Genomic DNA, 20,350 nt, shown 5'->3' on the forward strand with positions numbered 1-20,350 from the left:
TACATTCCCTGGAAATTGCTCCTGCATTTCCAGGATACAGTACATCCCTGTACATAAAAAAGGTACCGGTTGATCGGTACCTTATTTTGCAGCGTGCTAACCGTGCCGCACAATCGAATCAGAGATGGTCAACGGAGGATCTTCAACTCAACTCGACGACTGTTCGGACGGTTCTCTTCTTTGCCGTTGGTGGTTACAGAGTGCCGCTTGCCTTTACCCAAAGTTGTAATGCGGTCTTCTTCTATACCTTTCTGCGTAAGGTATGCTTTTACAGCAAGGGCCCGCCTCTCAGAAAGATACTGGTTTACCTGGTCATCACCAATGTTGCAGGTGTAGCCAGTCAGTTCGATACGCCTGGAGCTACCCATCTGTTCTACAACAGTATCCAGTAGCTCACGGTCATTCATATCCAGATCAGCAGTTCCAAAGTCAAAATAAATGGCCTCGGGTATTTTTTCCGCAACAGCACAGTCAGAGCTCACAGCACAATTGGAACTACTATTGGCTGGCTGGTAATCACTGGCGGCCATTTCACTGCTGGTTTTCATTATGCCGCAGCCGGTTATCAGAAGGGCTGCTGTAAGAAGGGAGGTTATTTTGAGTTGCCTTATCATGGTACTTCTCCATCCATGGTGTTTAATGATTTCTGATTCCCTTTTATGGGAATTTCTACTGAGTATAGTGTTGTGTTTTCCTACTGCAGCAGTAGGTTGGGAATTCTTTTGGGAAGGGGCAATAAGACTTATTTTTGACAGGACGTTCCGGGTTTCAGGGATGAACGGTAGTGCTCAGGGAGCTACTTGTATGAGACGAGGGTAAGTCAAGGTTTTGTGCCTTTGTTCCAGGCCTGCCAATACTGTCATTTCAGGTGAGTTAACGCTAAAAATGCAGCTACCACTGAGTTGTGGTAACTGCATGATATGACGCTATCAGCAGCTATGAGTTATCAGAATCGGCTAAATTTCAGCCAGCATCTGGGCGGCGGCTTTGTAAGGCAGATTTTGTGCCTGGGCAACACTCTCACAGGTAACAACACCCTTACAAACATTCAGTCCTTCCAACAGGTATGGATTGTCTTCCAAAGCCTTGCGAGTGCCCTTGTTGGCAATTTGCAGAACATAAGGCAGTGTTGCATTGTTCAGTGCCAGGGTAGAAGTACGGGCAACCGCTCCGGGCATGTTGGCAACACAGTAATGAACCACTTCATCAACGATAAAGGTCGGTTCGGCATGAGTGGTCGCCACGGACGTTTCTGCGCAGCCGCCCTGATCAATGGCGACATCGACGATAACAGAGCCTGGTTTCATCGAGCTAACCAGTTCCCGGGTGATGAGTTTGGGTGCTGCGGCACCGGGCAGCAGAACACCGCCGATGACCAGGTCAGCGGATACCACATGCTGTTCGATAGACTGGGAAGTGGAGTATACGGTACGAACACGGTTGCCATACTGTGCATCCAGTTGGCGCAGGGCATCCACTGAACGGTCAAGTACCACTACCTCCGCACCCATGCCGACCGCCATGGCGGTTGCATTCTGGCCAACCACCCCGGCACCAATAATGACGACCCTGGCGGGTTCAACGCCAGGAACTCCGCCGAGCAGCATACCGCGTCCAGCCATGGATTTTTCCAGGCAACGTGCCCCTGCCTGGATAGACATACGCCCGGCAACTTCAGACATTGGGGCCAGCAGTGGCAGTCGGCCCCGGGCATCAGTGACGGTTTCGTAAGCGATGCAGGTTGCTCCGGAATTGATAAGGTCTGTGGTCTGTGGCACATCGGGTGCCAGATGCAGATAGGTGAACAGCGTGTGGTGGGGTTTCAGTCTGGAACGCTCAGCTGCCTGAGGCTCTTTTACTTTAACGATGAGTTCAGCTGCCTCGAACACCGCTTCAGCCGTTTCCAGAATCGTGGCACCTGAGGCCTGATAATCCTCATTGAAAAAGCCGACGCCATGACCAGCCTGGTCCTCAACCAAAACCTCGTGTCCGTTATCAACCAGCTCTTTGACAGCAGCTGGTGTGAGGCCTACGCGGTACTCGTGATTCTTGATTTCCCTGGGAATACCTATCCGCATATTCAACTCCATGATCGTATTAACGTGGGCAATAACAGTATTTAACATGAATTTTCACAGGATTTTTTCATGAATATTTATTTTATTTAATTTTTCTTTCTGAAAAATATTTTCAATTTATTTTTTTGCCCTGTGTTCAGGGAAAGGTCACAGATAAAGCCAAATACCTGCCTGAGAATGGATTTTTGTTGAACATATTGAACATCTCCTTGTGACTGGGCAGTATTGACAAAAAAAGGCATCAACAATAACAGAAAGAGCAGGCTGGTTATCAGTGGGCATATTGTCCGAGCGGGAATCCTGCCTCAGGTACATCAAGGCTGAAAGCAGTGCTTGCTCCCAAAAAAAGGGGACTGTAAATGCCGGATTTCAAAACAGAACTCGCTGATTATCTTGAGCGCTACCCGAATACAGAGTACATCGATACCTTACTGCCTGATATTAATGGCATTATCCGGGGAAAACGTATTCCTGCATCCGGCTTCAAAAAACTGGCAAAAGGGTGCTACCTGCCTTGTTCCGTATTTTCCCTGGACATTACCGGCGTTACCATAGAAGAAGCCGGACTGGGAATGACCATTGGAGAGCCTGATCGCCTGTGTGTGCCATTACCCGGAACGCTTGCCCCATCTGCTGCGGATCCGGAAAAAATTGCCCAGGTACTTTTAACGATGCAGGAAGAGGATGGCAGCGGTTTTCCCTATGAACCGCGGAATGTCCTCACCAAGATTGTTCAGCGATTAAAAACACGTGGCTACCAGCCGGTAGTGGCCCTGGAACTGGAGTTTTACCTGGTTGACCCGCAGCGCTCGGCAGAAGGGAAAATACAGCCGCCAGTCGGTTTTGTGACTGGCACCCGTGAAACCATGAGCCAGGTCTATTCCGTTGATGGATTGGTGGATTTTGCCGGTTTTCTGAACGATGTTAATCAGCTGGCCAAGGCCCAGGGAGTTCCTGCTGACTCTGCGGTGGCAGAAGCCGCACCAGGGCAGTTTGAGATTAATCTCAAGCATGGCGAAGATGCGGTTGCAGCCTGCGATCATGCGATTATGCTGAAGCGATTGATCCGTGAACTGGCTGGGCGCTATAACTATGAAGCCACCTTTATGGCTAAACCGTATGAGCAGCAGCCGGGCAACGGACTGCATATTCATGTCAGCCTTCTGGATGATGCCGGTGGTAATGTATTTGCCAATGCAGAAGGGGAAGACAGTAAGATTCTTCAGTACGCCATTGCCGGCTCCATTGATATGATGCCGGAAACCGTGGCATTACTCTGCCCTAATGTAAACTCCTATCGTCGTCTTGTGCCTGATATGTATGTGCCGTTGCACGCATCCTGGGGACACAATAACCGCACCGTATCGTTAAGGATACCGGCCAGTGGAAAAGCCGACCGCCGTATTGAACACCGTCTTGCCGGGGCAGATGCCAACCCTTACCTGACATTGGCTTCTGTGCTTTCCGGAATCTTGTATGGTATTGAAAATAAGCTGACGCCACCCGGGGAAGCAGCCCCGGGGCTTGATAACGAATTCCCATTGTTGCCCCACCGTCCTGCAGAGGCATTGTCCAGGCTGGCTGAAGGAGAGCTGCTTTGTGAATATATCAGCCAGCAATACATTGATCTCTATGCCCTGTGCAAGCGTGAAGAACTGCAGCGTTTTGAGCGTCATGTGACTGCACTGGAAACAGAGTGGATGTTGAAAACGGCCTGATTTGATCTCGTGAATATTTAATGCGCAAGAATAGATAAAGTCCTGCCGAGTCGGCGAAGTCAGTTTGACGGAAAGGAAATGCGGTTTATCATGTGCAGCTTCTCATGTGAAAAATCGGCCACTATCAACGGAAAATAGCGCTCCATGCCAGATAAACTTGCCAGTTACGATGCCATTATTTTTGATATGGATGGCACACTCATTGACTCTATGCCCACTCATCTTGAGGCATGGCGCAGGGTGTCCGAGAAATATGAATTTCCTTTTGACCGCCAGTGGCATCACTCTCTGGGTGGTGTCTCTACTGAGCGGACGGCGGAACTGGTCAGGCAGCGTTATAATTTGCCGCAGGACTCCAGCGTTATTGCTGAAACCAAATGTCTTATCTGGACAGAGATTTACAGCGGGCCGGTCCTGATTGATGAGACCTACGCTGTTTTTGCCCACTGTGAAGGCAATAAGAAATTAGCGGTAGGTACTGGCGCTATCCGTCCTCATGCCGAGGAACTGCTGGCTGGTGTTGGACTGTTGGAACGCCTGGACGCCCTGGTTACGGCTTCCGATGTTGCCCATGGCAAGCCACACCCGGAAACCTTTCTCAAGGCTGCTGTCCAGCTGGGTGTTGAGCCGGAGAAATGCCTGGTTTTTGAAGATACCGAACTTGGCCGGGAGGCCGCTGCTGCCGCAGGTATGGATTGTGTTCTGGTCATCAATGGTCAGTTGCACTGGCCAAACTGATTTCCTGTTTTTTTGTTCTTGTACAGTTATCGTGTAGTCGTCGTATATCTATGTCTCTACTGAAAAAAGCAATGGCGTCGCTGTCTATAGGTGCCGCAAAAGTGGATGCCGTACTCGAGCAGCCAGAGCTGATTCCCGGTAAACAGGTGGATTTCACCATTCGGGTTAAAGGGGGCGCGGCTGAACAACAGATTGATAATATCTACCTGAATATCTGCTGCCAGTATTTTGCAGAGCTGGAAAAGCGTAAAGGAGGCGATGAAGGGACCGTTACTGAAAAGGTTAAACAAACCTGCTCTTTGAGCCATTGGTCATTGCCAGAAACTTTTATGATTGCTCCGGATGAAGAGCGAATATTCAATGCCAGCTTTATTTTGCCCTATAACACACCCATTACCCTTGGCGAGGGTAAGGTATGGCTGGAAACCGGACTGGATATCCAGTTTGCCATTGACCCTTCAGATACTGACCTGCTGGTAGTCAGGCCGGATGCATTGATGGCCGGTCTGTTTGATGCTCTCACCAGGGCAGGTTTGCAGCTGCGCCAGGCTGAATGCGAGGCAGCCGTGGGCTTTGAACTGCCGTTTGTTCAGGAGTTTGAGTTTGTACCGGTATCCGGGAAGTTTCTTGGGCGCTGGCGAGAGCTTGAAATCGTTGCCTGGCGGGATGGGCAACAGCTGAAACTCTGGTTTGAAGTTGATCGTCGGCAACGGGGTTTGCAAGGCATGTTATCAGGGCTGTTGGGAAGAGGGGAGCTGAGGCGACATCTGGAAGTGTCGACCGATACAATGCCTGAAACACTGGGTGAACGTGTGATCGACCTTCTTGATCAGACAACGTGATCTGCAATTTTTTGCCCTTGCAAACTTCCTATTCGATCTGGAAAGAATGCTTAATGACATTACCCTGGCTGTCCAATCGATTGGACAGAGAGCCTGGCTGCATACACATTCCTGAATCATCCTGAAGGTGACAGGCGTTAAAATCACCGCCAGGCCGCTGGCGCTTAAACGGTGCCTGGGGAACCTGATTGGCAATGCGATTGTTTATGGGCTGACGGTTTGAACCACCTTAACCGGTTGGCATTGGACACCACGGTGACCGATGACAGTGCCATGGCACCCCCGGCAATGACCGGATTGAGCAGCATGCCCGTGAAGGGGAACAGAATACCGGCAGCGATGGGGATTCCCAGTGAGTTGTAGATAAATGCACCGAACAGGTTCTGTTTGATGTTTCTCAGTGTGGCTTTTGATAGCTCAATGGCATCTGCCACACCGTGAAGGGAAGCGCCCATCAGGGTCACATCCGCAGATTCAATGGCAACATCAGTCCCTGTGCCAATGGCAAAGCCAACATCGGACTGGGCCAGGGCCGGGGCATCATTGATGCCGTCACCTGCCATCCCTACCTTATGACCCTTCCCGGATAGCCGTTGCTGCAGCTGTTGCACATGCGCGGCTTTATCTTCAGGCAGAACTTCAGCATGGAATTCATCAATGCCAGCCTGCCTGGCAATGGCCTGTGCCGTTAACCGGTTATCACCGGTGAGCATAACCACTTTAATGCCCAGTTTATGAAGCCGTTTGATCGCGGCCTGCGAGTCGCAGCGGATGGGGTCGGAAACCGAGATAATGCCAGCCAGGTGGTGATCAATGGCCATAAATATCGGGGTTTGCCCCTGTTCTGCCAGTTGTTCAGCTTTATCGACCAGACTTTCAACATTGAAGCCATGGTCGATCATCAGCTTTTTATTACCCAGCAGCAATACCTGACCATCGACTTTTCCTGATACACCGTGACCGGGAATGGCCTGAAAACCTTCAATGGCTTTCAGTGCTATCTGCCTTGACTTGGCGGATGCCACAATCGCTTCAGCAAGGGGATGTTCAGAGCCTTGTTCCAGACTGGCTGCCAGGGTTAACAGTTCGACTTCGGTGTACGGCTCAAGAGTGGCAATCCTGGTAACAGTAGGGCGGCCTTCTGTGATGGTGCCCGTTTTATCCAGGACCAGCGTCGTCAGCTTGCTGGCCTGTTGCAATGCATCACCCTTGCGGATCAGAATGCCCAGTTCCGCGGCTTTGCCCACGCCGACCATGACTGACATGGGGGTGGCAAGGCCCAGAGCACAGGGGCAGGCAATGATCAGAACTGTGGTGGTGACCACCAGCACATGGGCAACCCTGGGCTCTGGCCCTGCAAAAAACCAGACAGCTGCAGCTATCATGGCAATCAAAATAACTGAAGGAACAAAGATGCCGGAGATTTTGTCGGCCAGTCGGGCTATTGGCATCTTTGAACTCTGGGCTTTTTTTACCAGGGCAATAATCTGGGCGAGTGTCGTTTCACTGCCTATTTTTTCTGCGGTAAACAGTAGTGAGCCATTTTTATTCAGGGTACCGGCGGTAATGGCATCACCTGCACGCTTTTCCACGGGGACAGGCTCACCCGTCAGCATGGATTCATCCACAAAGCTGTTACCGCCAACAATGCGCCCATCCACCGGAATCTTCTCTCCAGGGCGCACCCGCAGCGTATCGCCTTTATGCACCTGTTGCACAGGGATATCCAGCTCTTTTCCGTCACGAATCACCCGCGCTGTTTTAGTCTGAAGCCCAAGCAGGCGTTTGACCGCTTCACTGGTTTTGCCCCTGGCTCTCAGTTCAAGGGCGTGGCCCAGATTGATCAGGCCGATAATCATTGCGGAAGCTTCAAAATAGACATGTCGTGCATTGGCCGGCAGCCACTCTGGAAACAGTACAACAATCATGGAAAACAGCCAGGCCGCGCCGGTGCCCAGGGCTACCAGCGTGTCCATATTGGCATTACGATGTTTCAGGGATTGCCACAGGCCAGTGAAAAAGTGTCCACCCGAGAAGTACAGAATCAATCCGGTAACCACGCCAACCACGCCCCAGGCCATCTGCTCCTGAAGGTTGTTGACGCCCATCTGTTTGGTGACCATTCCCCAGATCATCAGCGGTATCCCAAGACCCAGGGCTATGGCGCTATGTTTCAGCAGATAGTGATAACGTCGCCTGTCGTCTGCTTCCTGCTGCGCCTGTTGTTGCTCGAATGAATCATCCTCAAGGCTCTGAACTGTGCCGGGAAACCTTGCTTTGAACCCAGCATTTTCTACGGCACTTACTAATTCATCTGAAGAAGCGGTTCCGACAACCCTTGCAGTACGGTCAGCAAGATTAACACTGGCTTCAGTAACACCGGTAACCGCAAGCAGGGCCTTTTCTACCTTGCCAACACAGCCGGCACAGCGAAGACCACTCAATCGCAGCTCGGTTTCTCTGGCAGTCATGGGTTATGCTCCTGTGGCAATTCTGATATTGGCTGATTCAATCATGGGGTAAGCATAACCCTTCCCCTTACAGGAAGGTAAAGGCCTGGCGGATCAAACCGTTGTAATTTTGTATTCTACCAACTCCCTGGAAAGAGAACCCTGTTGTTGAAAAATGGCTAAAATTTCATCCAGCTTTTCTTCAGAAGACACTTCCAGTGCCCTGCGAAGCTGATCTGGCTTCACAGGTTGAGTTCCACGGCATACCTGATAAAGTGCCTTACCAACGCCCAAAACCATCCCCGCCCCTTTTATCAGGCTAAACGCTTCCATAAACTGCGTTATCATGGTTGTCCCGGCAGCAAATTCATTGACAGTGGCATCACTGTCAGCCCATCTTGCCAACCCATCGAGTTGGACAGGGGATACGCCCGGATGCAAAGTGCCGTTTAAACGGGTTTCGCTGGCCATCACCCTGAATGACTCAGCCCTTTCCCGAGTATCAGCACTGAGGCCCATTTGATAGACAAATACACTGTAAAACGCAAAACTGCCAACGGTTAAGCTACCTGCCAGGCCCAGGAGTGCCTTGGCAAGAGCGACCTTGCCCGGTCTTGAGTTTGGTACAGTCTCAAGTGTTTTCAGAATTTTATCGATTTTATCAGAGATACGTTTTTCTGAGTCGGTCAGCTGGTTTTCTTTGCCCGCTTTTTTCTTGCCAAAAGCAGACATTAAGCGAGCGGTTTCAAATATTACCCTTTTGATTGACACTAAAAATGTCGCCGTCATATACGTTTCAATAATGGTATTAACCAGGGCGTGAGGAGACATTATGACAATTTTTGCCACTTGAGCAGCATAAGAAAAGGCCCATGATTCTGGCAGAATGAGTTCCGGGAGATCATTGGTCCATTGTTCAACGCCCAGCGGTAAAGCATAGGCCGAAACCAGAGAAGCAATGGCAGCGGCTTGAACGAGGTCAGTGGTCAGAATATTTTCAGCAGCAAGATGACATTGCTCTGCCTTGCTCATTATTTCTCCGGCTTTGTAGAGCAGATTGAGCGCTTCACAGCCAATTGCCAGCATGGTAATACCTTCTGATGCCGTACCCAGAATGGCAATAGTAAGCCCAAATTCTTTATGGGCAGCAATGCCAACTCTTGCCATGTCACTGGCCGTGGCCAGGAATAATGCAGGGAAATAACATTTATTGAAGGTTTTCTGTGCCTGGGAAAGTTTTGTTGAATACTCTTCCCAGTTGGCAGGAGCGGCTGAAACCCCATCTAATGTTAATGCCGCAGTACTGAAAGAACCAATCAACGTCACAATAATTTCACTGGCAGTGGATTGCCTATCCAGAATAAAACTGCTGTATCTGCCAAAAGCACTGAAAAGACAAAGTCCTGTCATTACCGCATGAAACGTTGATTTCGGTTTTTCTGCTTCGCAGATAAAGCGTTGAAAAAGAATTTCAACGTCATGTCGTGGCTTCTTGAGTGCTTCACAAAGTTTTTCCATGATAATGGCTTTGTTTTCTTCCCTGTTGATATGTTCCAGGATGGCTGCGGTTTTATCGTGTCTTGTTTCAATGCTGTCAACACGCCTTTCTGCCAGATTGGTATTGACTTCAATAGCGTGTAAAGTGCTGAAAATATGTTTATGGTCGTTCGCTATATGTTCAATGTTTGATTTTATATAATCCCAATGGTACTGGGTATTCCCCAGTTTTTTTGAAAAGCGGTTCATTTCTTTTTCAGCTTCTGATATTGATAGTCCAGTCCGGCTGGTTAACTGCTGAATGAATAAATATTTATCAAGTTCATTGGCCAGGATGGATTGGATTTTATTAGCCTGTTGTAATATTTCAAGGGTGGTGGGGGATGGCGGTTCTTCATTCTTCTTAAGCCTTTTTCGAAAACCATTAGAACCCTGTTTAACATTATCAACTGATGGAATAGAAATGACTCTATCCTGTAACGACAGGCGATTAACTTTATTATCTGTTCCTGTGGAAACTAACCCGACAGTCTCTGAAGCCAGCACATTGTTTACACCAGCTGCTGAATCATTCCCCGACGGTAAAATATCAGTGATTCCGGCATTGGATGAGTGATCCGGACTAAAACCCTGGAGGCCGGGATTGAGAGAAATGTTGGATGGTAAATACATTGATGAATCCTGTATTGAATTGTAGTTGGTTATTATGAGGTCAATGGCTTGGGTTAACGGGATATTTGCATTTTAGTTATGAATTGGAGTGCAAGAAAACTGACCATGGCCAGGCATAATGACCAGGCATAAAAGATGTGCAAATCGAGTGTAGACAACGAAAATTGGGTTTTTGTCATTTACCGCCCACTGTGGCTAATCAGCCACAGTGGGTTGGGCTTCTGATCTATGCTATCAGAGGTTCTGTAGCTCCAGCAGTTCTACCGGATTATTAACTCTCCCGGAACTTGTCGATGTCTCCGCTGTAGCTGCGGGTTGATGAGGCTGCCGGAATTGCAACGGATGCCTGAGTGCGTTCAACAATAAAGGTGTTGTCGATGAGTCCGGATTTGCCTGCCTGAGAGTCTTATAGCTTGCATAGGTACAGATTCCATAGATGGCTCCTGCTGTCAAAACAGCGGGTAAAGCAAACCAGGCATAAACTGAGGAGTCGGTATCACATAATTCCGCCCGCTCATCCGAGAGATCAAAACAATCCTTATGCCCATCGCACAGCCAATTGCGAGGAATGCATTTGCTGTTGTCGCATTGGAAATCACGTCCTAACTCTTCACATCTGTCCCGGGTGCATAAATCCGCCCGTTCATCAGAGTTGTCACTACAATCAATATACCCATCGCACAACTTAGCGCGAGGAAGGCATGTGCTGTTGCCGCAAAGGAAATCACGTCCTAACTCTTCACATCTGTCCCGGGTGCATAAATCCGCCCGGTCATCAGAGTTGTCACTACAATCAATATCCCCATCGCACACGAAATGGCGAGGAATACATCTGGTGCTGTCGCCGCAGAGGAAATCACGGCCTAACTCCTCACATTTGTCCCGGGTGCATAAATCTGCCCGATCATCAGAATGATCAAAACAATTAATATCCCCATCGCACACGAAATTGCGAGAAATACATCTGTTGTCGCATTGGAAATCACGCTTTAACTCTTCACATTTGTCCTGAGTGCAGAAATCCCCCCCCTCATCCGAATTATCATCACAATCATAAACCCCATCACAGGCCCAACGGAGGTCAATACACTTTTTGTTGTCGCAGTAAAACCGACCTAGCTCTTCACATTTGTCCTGAGTGCATAAATCCGCCCGCTCATCCGAGTTATCGCCACAATCATCATGCCCATTGCAGGAATAATCGATAGGGATACATTCTTCGTTGGCACAGTTGAATCGGTCAGGAGCGCATGCCGCCCCGGCCGGTTGCAATTGATGATAAAAAACAGCAAGCCTGAGCAGTGTTTTAAGCCCGGGGGCAACACCATCAATATACGGTGAGGCCATCACCTGGTTAAACGCAAAACCCGCTGCACCACGCATCAGCCCCGTTCCGGCCTGCAGGGCACTATCGGCAAGCTGCTTTACACTGTAGTCAGAAATCACTTTGTGTTCTGGCTTTTGAGTTGGGCTATGGCGGCAACTGGCATCCCTCTGCTCATGGCTGACAGCGATACCTGACGTTTTTGTGTTTTCCCGGGAGTGTGAAGAAGTTACCTGAGAAGGGAAAGTATTTGGCAAGGTGGATGTTGTAATTTGCATTTGATGACCTCAGAGAATATGTCCAATACATCCATGCACGTATGAAGGAGAACTTTAAAACAGGCATTTCAAATCACTGTTTACCTTCCCCCGTTTCTTTTGAATTCGGCTTATTGATCTGGTCCGTTTCTGGCTTTTCTTTATACCCAGCTTCAATATAGACGTAGCTACTGTGGTCAGAGAAGAACCTGGCATTACAATTGTTATTCAGATTAAGCGATGTAATATGACCGTTGTGAGGCTGGCCCTTGTAGTAATAAGTGGGTGTGAAGAACAGGATTTCTGAAAATGGCTGGGTAGGGCATCGATGCGACAGCCAGGCAAAATATTCGTCAAACGCTACAGCAGGCCCCTGTTCAATCCCAGTGGACGATGGCACTGTTACACGACCAATTAACGTTGTCTCCTTGCTCTTCACATCATAGACGTGAGCCTCCCAGGTTGTTCCCTCTTCACTGGTTTCTGCCATGGCCACCATAAAGTCGTAGCCGGTGTTTTTGGCGGAGTGACAGAGGGAGGGTGATCAATTTGCGCCAGCGTGATGGGCGGCCGTTTCTGCAAAGTTGCGTTTGCCGCAGCGGCTGCCTCTGCAGCGGCTTCATCTGGCAAGTATTGCCAGTAGAAACTACTGGTTTCATTGGTTGGGAAGTAAGGGCAAAGTCCGCCGTTCGGGCCCAGGGTAGCCAGCTGGAAATAATTGGTCTTCCCTGTGTAATTGTTATGGTAGATAAACACATCACCTACCGTATCACGACAGTTGTCTCTGGCCCAATGTTTAAAGTCATTGCTTTGGCTGGTGGTTTCTGCAAGCGCCGCCATAATCCAAAAGGAGCAGGCAGGAAACAGATGTATTTTTTTCATGGCAACGCACGATGTGAGAGGGGGAAGTGGATACAAACTTACGACGTAAAAGGGTAAACCCGAAGGGGTTCAACTAGCTTTTAGCTTTGCGGCGGAAAATAACGATGGCACCGGTAGCACAGAAAAACCGTGCTACTGGAGCGAGCTGATACGCTCAGCAAAGTAGTAGCAACTTGAAGGGCAACGGATTTAACAACCACATGTCAGTGTAGATTAATAAACGGGCAACTGCCTGCGAAAGCACCTTAATTTATCGGTTTTTGAATTGATTATTGAAACTACCTTTTTCAGGTTTAATTAATATTGTTTTTTTAAGCAAAGAGTAAAAGACAGTAGCCAGCCAGCTACCAGAGCGGGGGCAATACCGGGCAGGGTGATCTGAAAGAACGCTTTGAATGGGGTTGCTCCCAGGTCCATGGCGGCTTCCTCTATGGAACGATCCACTTCCTGCAGGCGGGATGAGATGACCACCGTCGCATAGGGCTCCCATAGGTTCATCAAGAAGCAGGAGTTGAGGCTGTTTCGCCAGGCTTCTGGCCAGCGCGACACGCTGACGCTGACCTCCGGACAGTTGGTGAGGCTTTCATCGTACAAACTGTGTCATATGAACCAGGTTTTGGTGATATTCTGTGCCGATAAAAGCAGAGCCAATAAAGGCACAGCCGATGGCTGCTGAAACCAGAGACTTTCCCAGATGTCTGATCATGGTTATGCCTTTCTCTCTTATTGTTGTGTTGCGCTATTGTATTTTTACTGTGGGCGCCTTTGTTGATAAGTACGTCCAAATAATTTATTGCTTCCCGTTGTTGAAGTACTCCAGGGTTAAATCAAGGCATTTACGGGCTTTGGTCACTAATTCATCAATTTCAGCATGGCTGATAATCAGTGGCGGTGAGATGATCATGGTATCGCCAACTGCCCGCATCACCAGACCATTTTTAAAACAGAAATCACGGCAGACAGTGCCTGCAGAGCCTTCATCATCAAAACGGGTTCTTGCCTCCCTGTTATTGGTTATCTCCAGCGCAGCAACCATACCAACACCACGGGTTTCACCCACCAGTGGATGGTCTGCCAGTTCAGCCCAGCGTTTCTGCAAGTAAGGGCCGGTTTCCGCTTTCACTTTTTCAATGATCTTTTCGTTTTGCAGAATTCTAATGTTTTCCAGGGCAACCGCAGCAGCCGTCGGGTGACCTGAATAGGTGAAACCGTGGTTAAAGTCGCCACTGGATTGAACCACTTCTGCAACCCGGTCACTCACCATAACCCCACCAATAGGCAGGTAGCCGGAGGACATGCCTTTGGCCATGGGCATGAGATCTGGCCTGAGGCCATAGTAATCACTGCCAAACCATTCGCCAGTACGACCAAAACCACAGATCACTTCATCGACCACAAGAAGAATGTCGTATTTATCCAGAATGCGCCTGATCTCTGGCCAGTAGGTGTCTGGAGGAACAATAACGCCACCGGCTCCCTGGATAGGCTCAGCAATAAATGCCGCTACCTTGTCTTCACCCAGTTCAAGAATTTTTTCTTCCAGAGCCTGTGCTGCTTTTACTCCAAAGGCTTCAGAGGTGAGATCACCTCCCTCACCATACCAGTAAGGCTGCTGGATATGGACGATACCGGGAATAGGCAGTCCGCCCTGTTTGTGCATGGGTTTCATGCCACCCAGGCTGGCACCGGCAACGGTAGAGCCGTGGTAGGCATTTTCCCGGCTGATAATCACCTGTTTATCTGGCTGGCCTTTGCTGGCCCAGTAATGACGAACCATGCGCAGCACAGTATCGTTACACTCTGATCCCGATCCGGTGAAGAATACATGGTTCATATGCCCGGGGGTGATCTCTGCCAGTTTCTCAGCCAGTTGAATGGCCGGGTTATGGGTGGTTTTAAAAAAGGTGTTGTAGTAAGGCAACTCCTTCATCTGATTGCAGGCTGCTGCTACCAGTTCCTGTCGGCCGTAACCAATATTGACGCACCAGAGCCCGGCCATACCATCAAGAATTTTATTGTGTTCACTGTCGTACAGGTAAACTCCCCTGGCACTCTCAATAATCCTTGCCCCTTCTTTTTTCAGGGCACCGTTATCAGCAAATGGGTGCAGGTGATGGTTGTGATTTATATGCTGTCTTTCCGCTGTTGACTGCTCTGGCTTTGCCATAGTTTCCGCGCTCTTTACCGACTCGACCCTTGTTGGCTCAGAGATGGTGTAGCTCATATTGTTCTTCCTGCATTTATTATTATTGGTTTTTTTAAACGGTCATCTGCAGATATTCACGCTCCCAGGAGCTGATAATCTCTTTGAAGTGCTGGTATTCAGCACGCTTGACTTCAACATAGGAACGAACAAACCGTCTGCCCAGGGTCTCTTTGAGAATGTCACTTTGTTCCATCAGCTCAAGGGCCTCCTCAAGGTTGAGTGGAAGTCTTTTGTCGTTAGAGTCGTCAGAGGCATTTCCGGTGACGGCTTCGGTTGGTTTTTCCTCATTAATCATGCCCAGGTAACCACAGAGCAGCGATGCAGCAAAGGCCAGGTATGGGTTGGCGTCAGCGCCTGCCAGCCTGTTTTCAACACGGCGGTTGGCTGCTGATGAGTCAGGAATTCTCAGGCTGACGGTACGGTTATCAATACCCCAGGCCAGGTTTACCGGCGCAGAGGTATCCCTGAGAAAACGACGGTAGGAGTTTACATTCGGCGCAAACAGCGGCATGGCTTCAGAGACATACTTCTGAAGTCCGCCAATATAGTGGAAGATCTTCTTGTTGGGAGAACCATCTTCGTTGCTGAAGATGTTGTTGCCTTTTTTATCCAGGATACTCTGGTGCAGGTGCATGGAGCTGCCCGGCTCACCACTGATGGGTTTTGCCATAAAAGTGGCATTGATATCGTGCTTTAATGCCGCTTCCCGCACGGTGCGTTTAAAGATAAACACCTGGTCTGCCAGGGACAGGGCATCACCGTGACGGAAGTTGATCTCCATCTGGGCCGCACCTTCTTCATGGATCAGGGTGTCCACATCCAGCCCCTGTTCTTCACACCAGTCGTAAACATCTTCAAAGAGAGGGTCATATTCATTGGCAGCGTCAATGCTATAGGATTGGCGGCCGGACTCAGGACGCCCGGATCGCCCAACCGGTGGCTGCAAAGGGTGGTCCGGATTGGCGGTGCGTTTAGTCAGGTAAAATTCCAGTTCAGGTGCCACGACGGGCTTCCAGCCTTTGGCTTGATAAAGCGCCAGAACGTTTTTCAGCACCGCCCTGGGTGCCATGCTGATCAGGTTACCCTGCTTGTCGTAACAGTCATGGATAACCAGCGCTGTTGGCTCCAGTGCCCAGGGTACCATATGGACTGCAGACTCATCGGGTTTGAGAATCATATCGATTTCAGCCGCGTTCATCAGTTCATAGTAGATTTCATCATCGACGTAATCCCCGGTAACGCCTTGAATGAGCACACTTTCCGGCAGGCGTATGCCTTTTTCAGCAATAAATTTACTGCTGGGCATAATCTTGCCACGGGCGATACCGGTAAAGTCGGATATAACCGCTTCAACCTCGGTGATTCTCTGTTCCTTTAACCAGCTGGCCAGCTTTTTCATAGTATCTTTGCTTGTTGTTAGTACTTAGTGATGACGATTTAATCGATGGAAATGGCGTGTGCGACAGGCTTCGGCAAATGCCTGATAGATCGTCATGGAAAGCAGATTATCGGAAACCCGGTATTCAGGGTGCCACTGAACGGCAAGTGCAAAGTTTTTGCTGTTTTGCACGGAAATGGCTTCGATAAGCCCATCGGGTGCCCGGGCTTCCACTTTCAGTCCTTTTCCCAGGCGGTCAATACCCTGCATATGAACCGTATTCACCATTTGTTCACCAGTACCGGCAATGGCAGCAAGAATGCCGCCGGATTCTATGATGACAGGGTGTGCAGGCCCATATTGCACATCTAAAGGTGCTTTTTTATTTTCACGGTGTTCCTGAAATTGGCCGGTTTCATGCAACTTCTGGTGCAGTGTTCCACCGAACGCCACATTCAGTTCCTGAAGCCCACGACAAATGCCCAGTAAAGGAATACCCAGTGTTATGGCATCAGGGATCAGTTGCAGTGTTGTGTTATCTCTTTGGGCATCTTCATGTGTACTTTCTGTTGAAGCATCGGCGCTAGCCGTTGCACCACCATAGCGCCATGGCTCTATATTGGAATAACCTCCGGTAACCAGCAGGCCATCCAGCTGTTCAAGAATGTCCTGACTATTCAGGGCTACCGGTAAAGAGGGGATAATCACCGGAATGGCATTTGCACCATGGACAACCGAGGCAAGATACTTTTCTCCAGCCTGATGCACCCGGTGCAGGCCATCCATTGTGGTATCTGCAGTAACGCCGACCAGCGGGCGGATATCTGTTTTTATACTCGACATTTTTTCCTGGTGCCTCTGTGTCCTGGTGGTTCAAGGCTTATCTTCTTTATGATCAAGGCATCAGAGTAGATGTTCATGGACTACTATAAGACGGCCTTAGTGTTTTTCTGGTGCCACCTGATGAACGAAGCCCTCCTTGCTACTATCACTGGTTTTGCCGTAGGCATGCTCTTCAGTTTTTTCCGCTTACCAATACCGGCGCCCCCGGTGCTGTCGGGGGTTATGGGAATTGTTGGTGTCTATCTGGGGCATGTCTGCTTTCAATTATTGCTGACCCGTTTTTTCAGTTAATCCGTTGTTCTTCTGTTGTTCACTGTTGTTCGTAAGAGTTAAAAATAGCAGGAAAGTTGTTCACCCCACCCGACGGTAAAACAGGATGCCTTCCCGTAGTGCTGATACCAGCTGGTCGATATGGTCAGGCTCAATAATCAGCGGAGGTGAGATGGCCAGAATATCACCGGTCCAGCGCACGAGCACGCCATTTTCATAGGCGTGTATAAACGTTTTGTAGCCTCGCTCTCCGGGCTTGCCCTGTTCCGGTGCAAGCTCAATAGCTGCAACCAGTCCGGTGAAGTCAGTGTTATCAGAGGCGTACATCATTTCAAACAGAGTGCACAATATTTCAAACATTCTATATTGAATCAAGCACTGCATTTCGTTAATGTGCGATTATTTACCGCATGCCCTCAAACAATGCCCTCAAACAATAACAACAGGAGCCGTTATGGCGACCAGAACGCGCGCGCAATGGCAGGCGATGGCCGATGGGCTTGAGATCCGCAATCAGGCCTGGATCAACGGTGAGTACACCGATGCAGTCAGTGGCGACACCTTTGGTTGCATCTCACCTGTGGATGGGAAACTTCTGACCTGTGTCGCCAGCTGTGATGAAGCCGATGTAAATCGTGCGGTTTCTTTGGCCCGTTCAACATTTGACTCTGGCGTGTGGTCCCGCAAATCTCCGGTTGGCCGCAAAAAAGTCCTTCATGCCTTTGCCAGCAAAATTGACGAGCACCTGGACGAGTTGGCCCTGCTGGAATCTATTGATATGGGTAAGCCCATCAACGATGCGCTTGGCGATGATATTCCCGGCAGCGCCAACTGTATTCGCTGGTGTGCCGAGGCCATCGATAAAATATACGACGAAGTGGCACCAGTTGGTGAGGATAGCCTGGCCCTGGTTACCAGGGAGGCGGTCGGAGTCGTTGCGGCCATTGTTCCCTGGAACTTCCCGTTAAGCATGGCCTGCTGGAAACTGGGGCCCGCACTGGCAACCGGTAACAGTGTGATTCTCAAGCCTTCAGAAAAGTCACCACTGACGGCGATCAGAGTTGCCCAGCTGGCCGAAGAGGCCGGTCTGCCCAAAGGCATTTTACAGGTGCTGCCCGGTTTTGGCCACACTGCAGGAAGAGCGCTGGCACTGCATCCTGATGTGGATTGTCTTGCGTTTACCGGTTCTACCAAAGTTGCCCGGCAACTGATGATCTATGCCGGTGAGTCGAATATGAAGCGGGTATGGCTGGAGGCTGGTGGTAAAAGCCCGCATATTATTTTTGCTGATGCACCCGATCTTGAAAAAGCGGCCAGCTATGCCGCCATGGCCATTGGCTATAACCAGGGCGAAGTGTGTACTGCCGGGTCGCGACTGCTGGTTGAAGCCTCAATACACGACGAATTTATATCATTGCTGGGAAAACACATGGCAACCTGGCGACCCGGGCACCCCCTGGACCCTGAAACCACCTCAGGTGCCATCGTCGATGATACCCAGACTGATAATGTGCTCCGCTATATCGAGACCGGAAAGCAGGAAGGCGCAAAGCTGGTGATGGGGGGACGCCGGATTATGGAGGAAACGGGGGGGTACTATATCGAACCCACGGTTTTCGACCAGGTTGATAATCAGATGACCATTGCCCGGGAAGAAATCTTTGGTCCGGTGCTGTCCGTTATTTCCTTTAAAGATGAGGAAGAGGCAATCCGCATCGCCAATGATACTGACTATGGCCTGGCAGCAGCGCTATGGACCGGTAACCTTGGCAAGGCGCACCGGGTATCCAGGCGACTCAGGGCCGGTTCAGTGTTTATCAATAACTATCATGGTGGCGACATGACGGTGCCTTTTGGTGGATTCAAGCAGTCCGGTAATGGCCGGGATAAGTCGCTCCATGCCTTTGATAAATACACGGAGCTGAAATCCACCTGGATTTCACTGCTTTGAAACCTGCAACCTGTCCAACGCTTCTTTTGCTGCTTTCACTGTCATTCGCTGTTTCGGTTTTTGAAACAGCGAAAGTATGATGTTCAACAATTCAGGACTGATAGATCTGTCTTTTGACAGCATGTATAACCTTTTCTCTGCCTCATTTTTTTGGCTGAACCTGTTAATTTCCTTCAAAACTGAAAACTCATCATCTGAGTCGTATAATCGGCCGCCTGTGTATAAGACAAAGAGAAGAACGCCGAGTGACCAGGCGTCTGCGGTGTGATCATGTTTTTTATCAAAGATGATTTCGGGGGCAGTATAATCAGGAGTGCCACAGCTGGTTCTGGTATAATCGCCCTGTTTCAGTTGTTTGGTGAACCCCATATCGGTGAGTTTTACCGTGCTTTCCTCGCCGGGGGCTTCCGGGGGGGCGTATAGTATATTCTCAGGCTTGATGTCCCGATGAACCATATCTTGTTCATGAATACACATTAATGCGTCACAGATTTTTCTGCCAACATCAACAGCAAGTTGGAAACCTGGTTGGGCTTTTTCATCCGAAATGCTGTCACATAGATCAGAGGCATCAACATATTCGAGAACACAGGCCAGGATCTTGTAGCAAGACAGTGAAAAATCAGGAACGCTCTGTTTAATCAAACGATATTCGTTGTTAGCTTCGTGCTGTATCAAAATAGCCAGCGTTTCCACAATATTGGGGTGATTGGGCAAATTCAGCCCCAACACTTCTCCCTTTTTTTCTCGAAGGTGTTTCCGTTCCATATTGATTATCTCATCCTTTAACAACTTCACTGCGACGGTTTGCTGTCCATCCGATAATTTTTTTACCCGGGCACACTCACCTTCGTTGATTTTTGTACTTTCCACCGGTTCAGCCATTGGCAAGAGTTGTACTATCGCCTTTTCGGTTGTACTCAGTGAAGGGGAGTGGCAACTGGCTCTTTTATTGATAGGTGTCCTTTCAGGTGCCGTAAGGTCCACTGATCTACCGGCGATGGCTACTCCACTATTTCCACTATCACCACTATCTCCACTTCCCGGTTTAACCGAATAATGATGATATGTCGCAGGACTGATTGTTGCTCCACCGATATCCGGTAGCGTATTGGTGCCCAATGGTGAAGGTTGCAGGCCTGATTCCAGTCTGATGGGAGTTGACATAAAAAAAGCTCGTCATTGGTTCACGTTAGTACTCATTTGACCCTGGTACAGCCTGAAAATTCCCTTGATATATCCGG

The 20,350-nt window shown here is 49.4% G+C and carries 18 protein-coding genes and 2 pseudogenes; 5 read left to right on the top strand and 15 right to left on the bottom strand.

Translation table 11 applies throughout. From position 1 onward, the window contains the following. Positions 1-128 precede the first annotated feature (128 nt). A complete protein-coding gene (locus KDK13_RS04820; RefSeq protein WP_257283807.1) occupies positions 129-548 on the bottom strand; it encodes an OmpA family protein in 420 nt (139 codons plus the stop codon). 408 nt (positions 549-956) lie between these two features. Next, a complete protein-coding gene (ald, locus tag KDK13_RS04825) occupies positions 957-2,078 on the bottom strand; it encodes an alanine dehydrogenase (protein WP_257283848.1) in 1,122 nt (373 codons plus the stop codon). Between the two features lie 359 nt (positions 2,079-2,437). Between ald and KDK13_RS04830 the strand changes: the two genes are divergently transcribed. The 3 genes from KDK13_RS04830 to KDK13_RS04840 all read left to right on the top strand — a co-directional run bounded on the left by KDK13_RS04830 (position 2,438) and on the right by KDK13_RS04840 (position 5,376). After that, positions 2,438-3,796, top strand: a complete 1,359-nt coding sequence (locus tag KDK13_RS04830) for a glutamine synthetase family protein (RefSeq protein ID WP_257283808.1) — start codon at positions 2,438-2,440, stop codon at positions 3,794-3,796. Between the two features lie 144 nt (positions 3,797-3,940). After that, positions 3,941-4,534, top strand: coding sequence for an HAD family phosphatase (locus KDK13_RS04835; protein WP_257283809.1), 594 nt, complete (start codon positions 3,941-3,943; stop codon positions 4,532-4,534). Positions 4,535-4,605: 71 nt separating this feature from the next. Beyond that, entirely contained in the window at positions 4,606-5,376 is a 771-nt protein-coding gene (locus tag KDK13_RS04840; RefSeq protein WP_257283810.1) for a sporulation protein, read from the top strand. 164 nt (positions 5,377-5,540) lie between these two features. Here the strand turns inward: KDK13_RS04840 and KDK13_RS04845 are convergent, their stop codons facing one another. The 11 genes and pseudogenes from KDK13_RS04845 to KDK13_RS04890 all read right to left on the bottom strand — a co-directional run bounded on the left by KDK13_RS04845 (position 5,541) and on the right by KDK13_RS04890 (position 16,885). Further along, positions 5,541-7,847, bottom strand: a complete 2,307-nt coding sequence (locus KDK13_RS04845; protein ID WP_257283811.1) for a heavy metal translocating P-type ATPase — start codon at positions 7,845-7,847, stop codon at positions 5,541-5,543. Positions 7,848-7,940: 93 nt separating this feature from the next. After that, positions 7,941-9,995, bottom strand: a complete 2,055-nt coding sequence (locus KDK13_RS04850) for a hypothetical protein (RefSeq protein WP_257283812.1) — start codon at positions 9,993-9,995, stop codon at positions 7,941-7,943. A gap of 234 nt (positions 9,996-10,229) precedes the next feature. Continuing rightward, positions 10,230-11,597 (bottom strand): LDL receptor domain-containing protein, encoded by a 1,368-nt coding sequence (locus KDK13_RS04855; RefSeq protein ID WP_257283814.1) that lies wholly within the window; start codon positions 11,595-11,597, stop codon positions 10,230-10,232. Positions 11,598-11,670: 73 nt separating this feature from the next. After that, complete coding sequence (locus tag KDK13_RS04860; protein ID WP_257283815.1) at positions 11,671-12,066, bottom strand: hypothetical protein; 396 nt, start codon at positions 12,064-12,066, stop codon at positions 11,671-11,673. Next, entirely contained in the window at positions 12,012-12,458 is a 447-nt protein-coding gene (locus tag KDK13_RS04865; protein WP_257283816.1) for a hypothetical protein, read from the bottom strand. The genes KDK13_RS04860 and KDK13_RS04865 overlap by 55 nt, the downstream gene beginning before the upstream one ends. Positions 12,459-12,770: 312 nt before the next feature. Next, positions 12,771-12,938: pseudogene (locus KDK13_RS18965) on the bottom strand (ABC transporter permease subunit); the annotation flags it as partial. Next, positions 12,937-13,038, bottom strand: a pseudogene (locus tag KDK13_RS18970) (ATP-binding cassette domain-containing protein); the annotation flags it as partial. The pseudogenes KDK13_RS18970 and KDK13_RS18965, both read right to left, overlap by 2 nt. 3 nt (positions 13,039-13,041) lie before the next feature. Then, on the bottom strand, positions 13,042-13,164 hold the full coding sequence (locus KDK13_RS19140; protein WP_257283817.1) for a hypothetical protein: 123 nt from the start codon (positions 13,162-13,164) through the stop codon (positions 13,042-13,044). Between the two features lie 84 nt (positions 13,165-13,248). Next, the gene (locus tag KDK13_RS04880) at positions 13,249-14,625 is read right to left on the bottom strand and encodes an aspartate aminotransferase family protein (RefSeq protein ID WP_257283849.1); all 1,377 of its coding nucleotides are present in this window, start codon (positions 14,623-14,625) and stop codon (positions 13,249-13,251) included. Positions 14,626-14,716: 91 nt separating this feature from the next. Continuing rightward, positions 14,717-16,063, bottom strand: a complete 1,347-nt coding sequence (locus KDK13_RS04885; protein ID WP_257283818.1) for a glutamine synthetase family protein — start codon at positions 16,061-16,063, stop codon at positions 14,717-14,719. A gap of 24 nt (positions 16,064-16,087) precedes the next feature. Next, on the bottom strand, positions 16,088-16,885 hold the full coding sequence (locus KDK13_RS04890) for a gamma-glutamyl-gamma-aminobutyrate hydrolase family protein (RefSeq protein WP_257283819.1): 798 nt from the start codon (positions 16,883-16,885) through the stop codon (positions 16,088-16,090). 120 nt (positions 16,886-17,005) lie between these two features. On the opposite strand from KDK13_RS04890, the gene KDK13_RS04895 reads away from it, so the two are divergent. Next, positions 17,006-17,176, top strand: a complete 171-nt coding sequence (locus KDK13_RS04895; RefSeq protein WP_257283820.1) for a XapX domain-containing protein — start codon at positions 17,006-17,008, stop codon at positions 17,174-17,176. Between the two features lie 60 nt (positions 17,177-17,236). Here KDK13_RS04895 and KDK13_RS04900 read toward each other — a convergent pair whose 3' ends face one another. Continuing rightward, positions 17,237-17,515 (bottom strand): hypothetical protein, encoded by a 279-nt coding sequence (locus KDK13_RS04900; RefSeq protein WP_257283821.1) that lies wholly within the window; start codon positions 17,513-17,515, stop codon positions 17,237-17,239. Between the two features lie 94 nt (positions 17,516-17,609). Here KDK13_RS04900 and KDK13_RS04905 point away from each other — a divergent pair, with 94 nt between their 5' ends. Then, entirely contained in the window at positions 17,610-19,106 is a 1,497-nt protein-coding gene (locus KDK13_RS04905) for an aldehyde dehydrogenase (RefSeq protein ID WP_257283822.1), read from the top strand. Here the strand turns inward: KDK13_RS04905 and KDK13_RS04910 are convergent. Continuing rightward, complete coding sequence (locus KDK13_RS04910; protein WP_257283823.1) at positions 19,095-20,273, bottom strand: serine/threonine-protein kinase; 1,179 nt, start codon at positions 20,271-20,273, stop codon at positions 19,095-19,097. The genes KDK13_RS04905 and KDK13_RS04910 overlap by 12 nt on opposite strands. Positions 20,274-20,350 lie beyond the last annotated feature (77 nt).

The organism is Endozoicomonas sp. SESOKO1 (assembly GCF_024606265.1).
Classification (GTDB): Bacteria; Pseudomonadota; Gammaproteobacteria; order Pseudomonadales; family Endozoicomonadaceae; genus Endozoicomonas.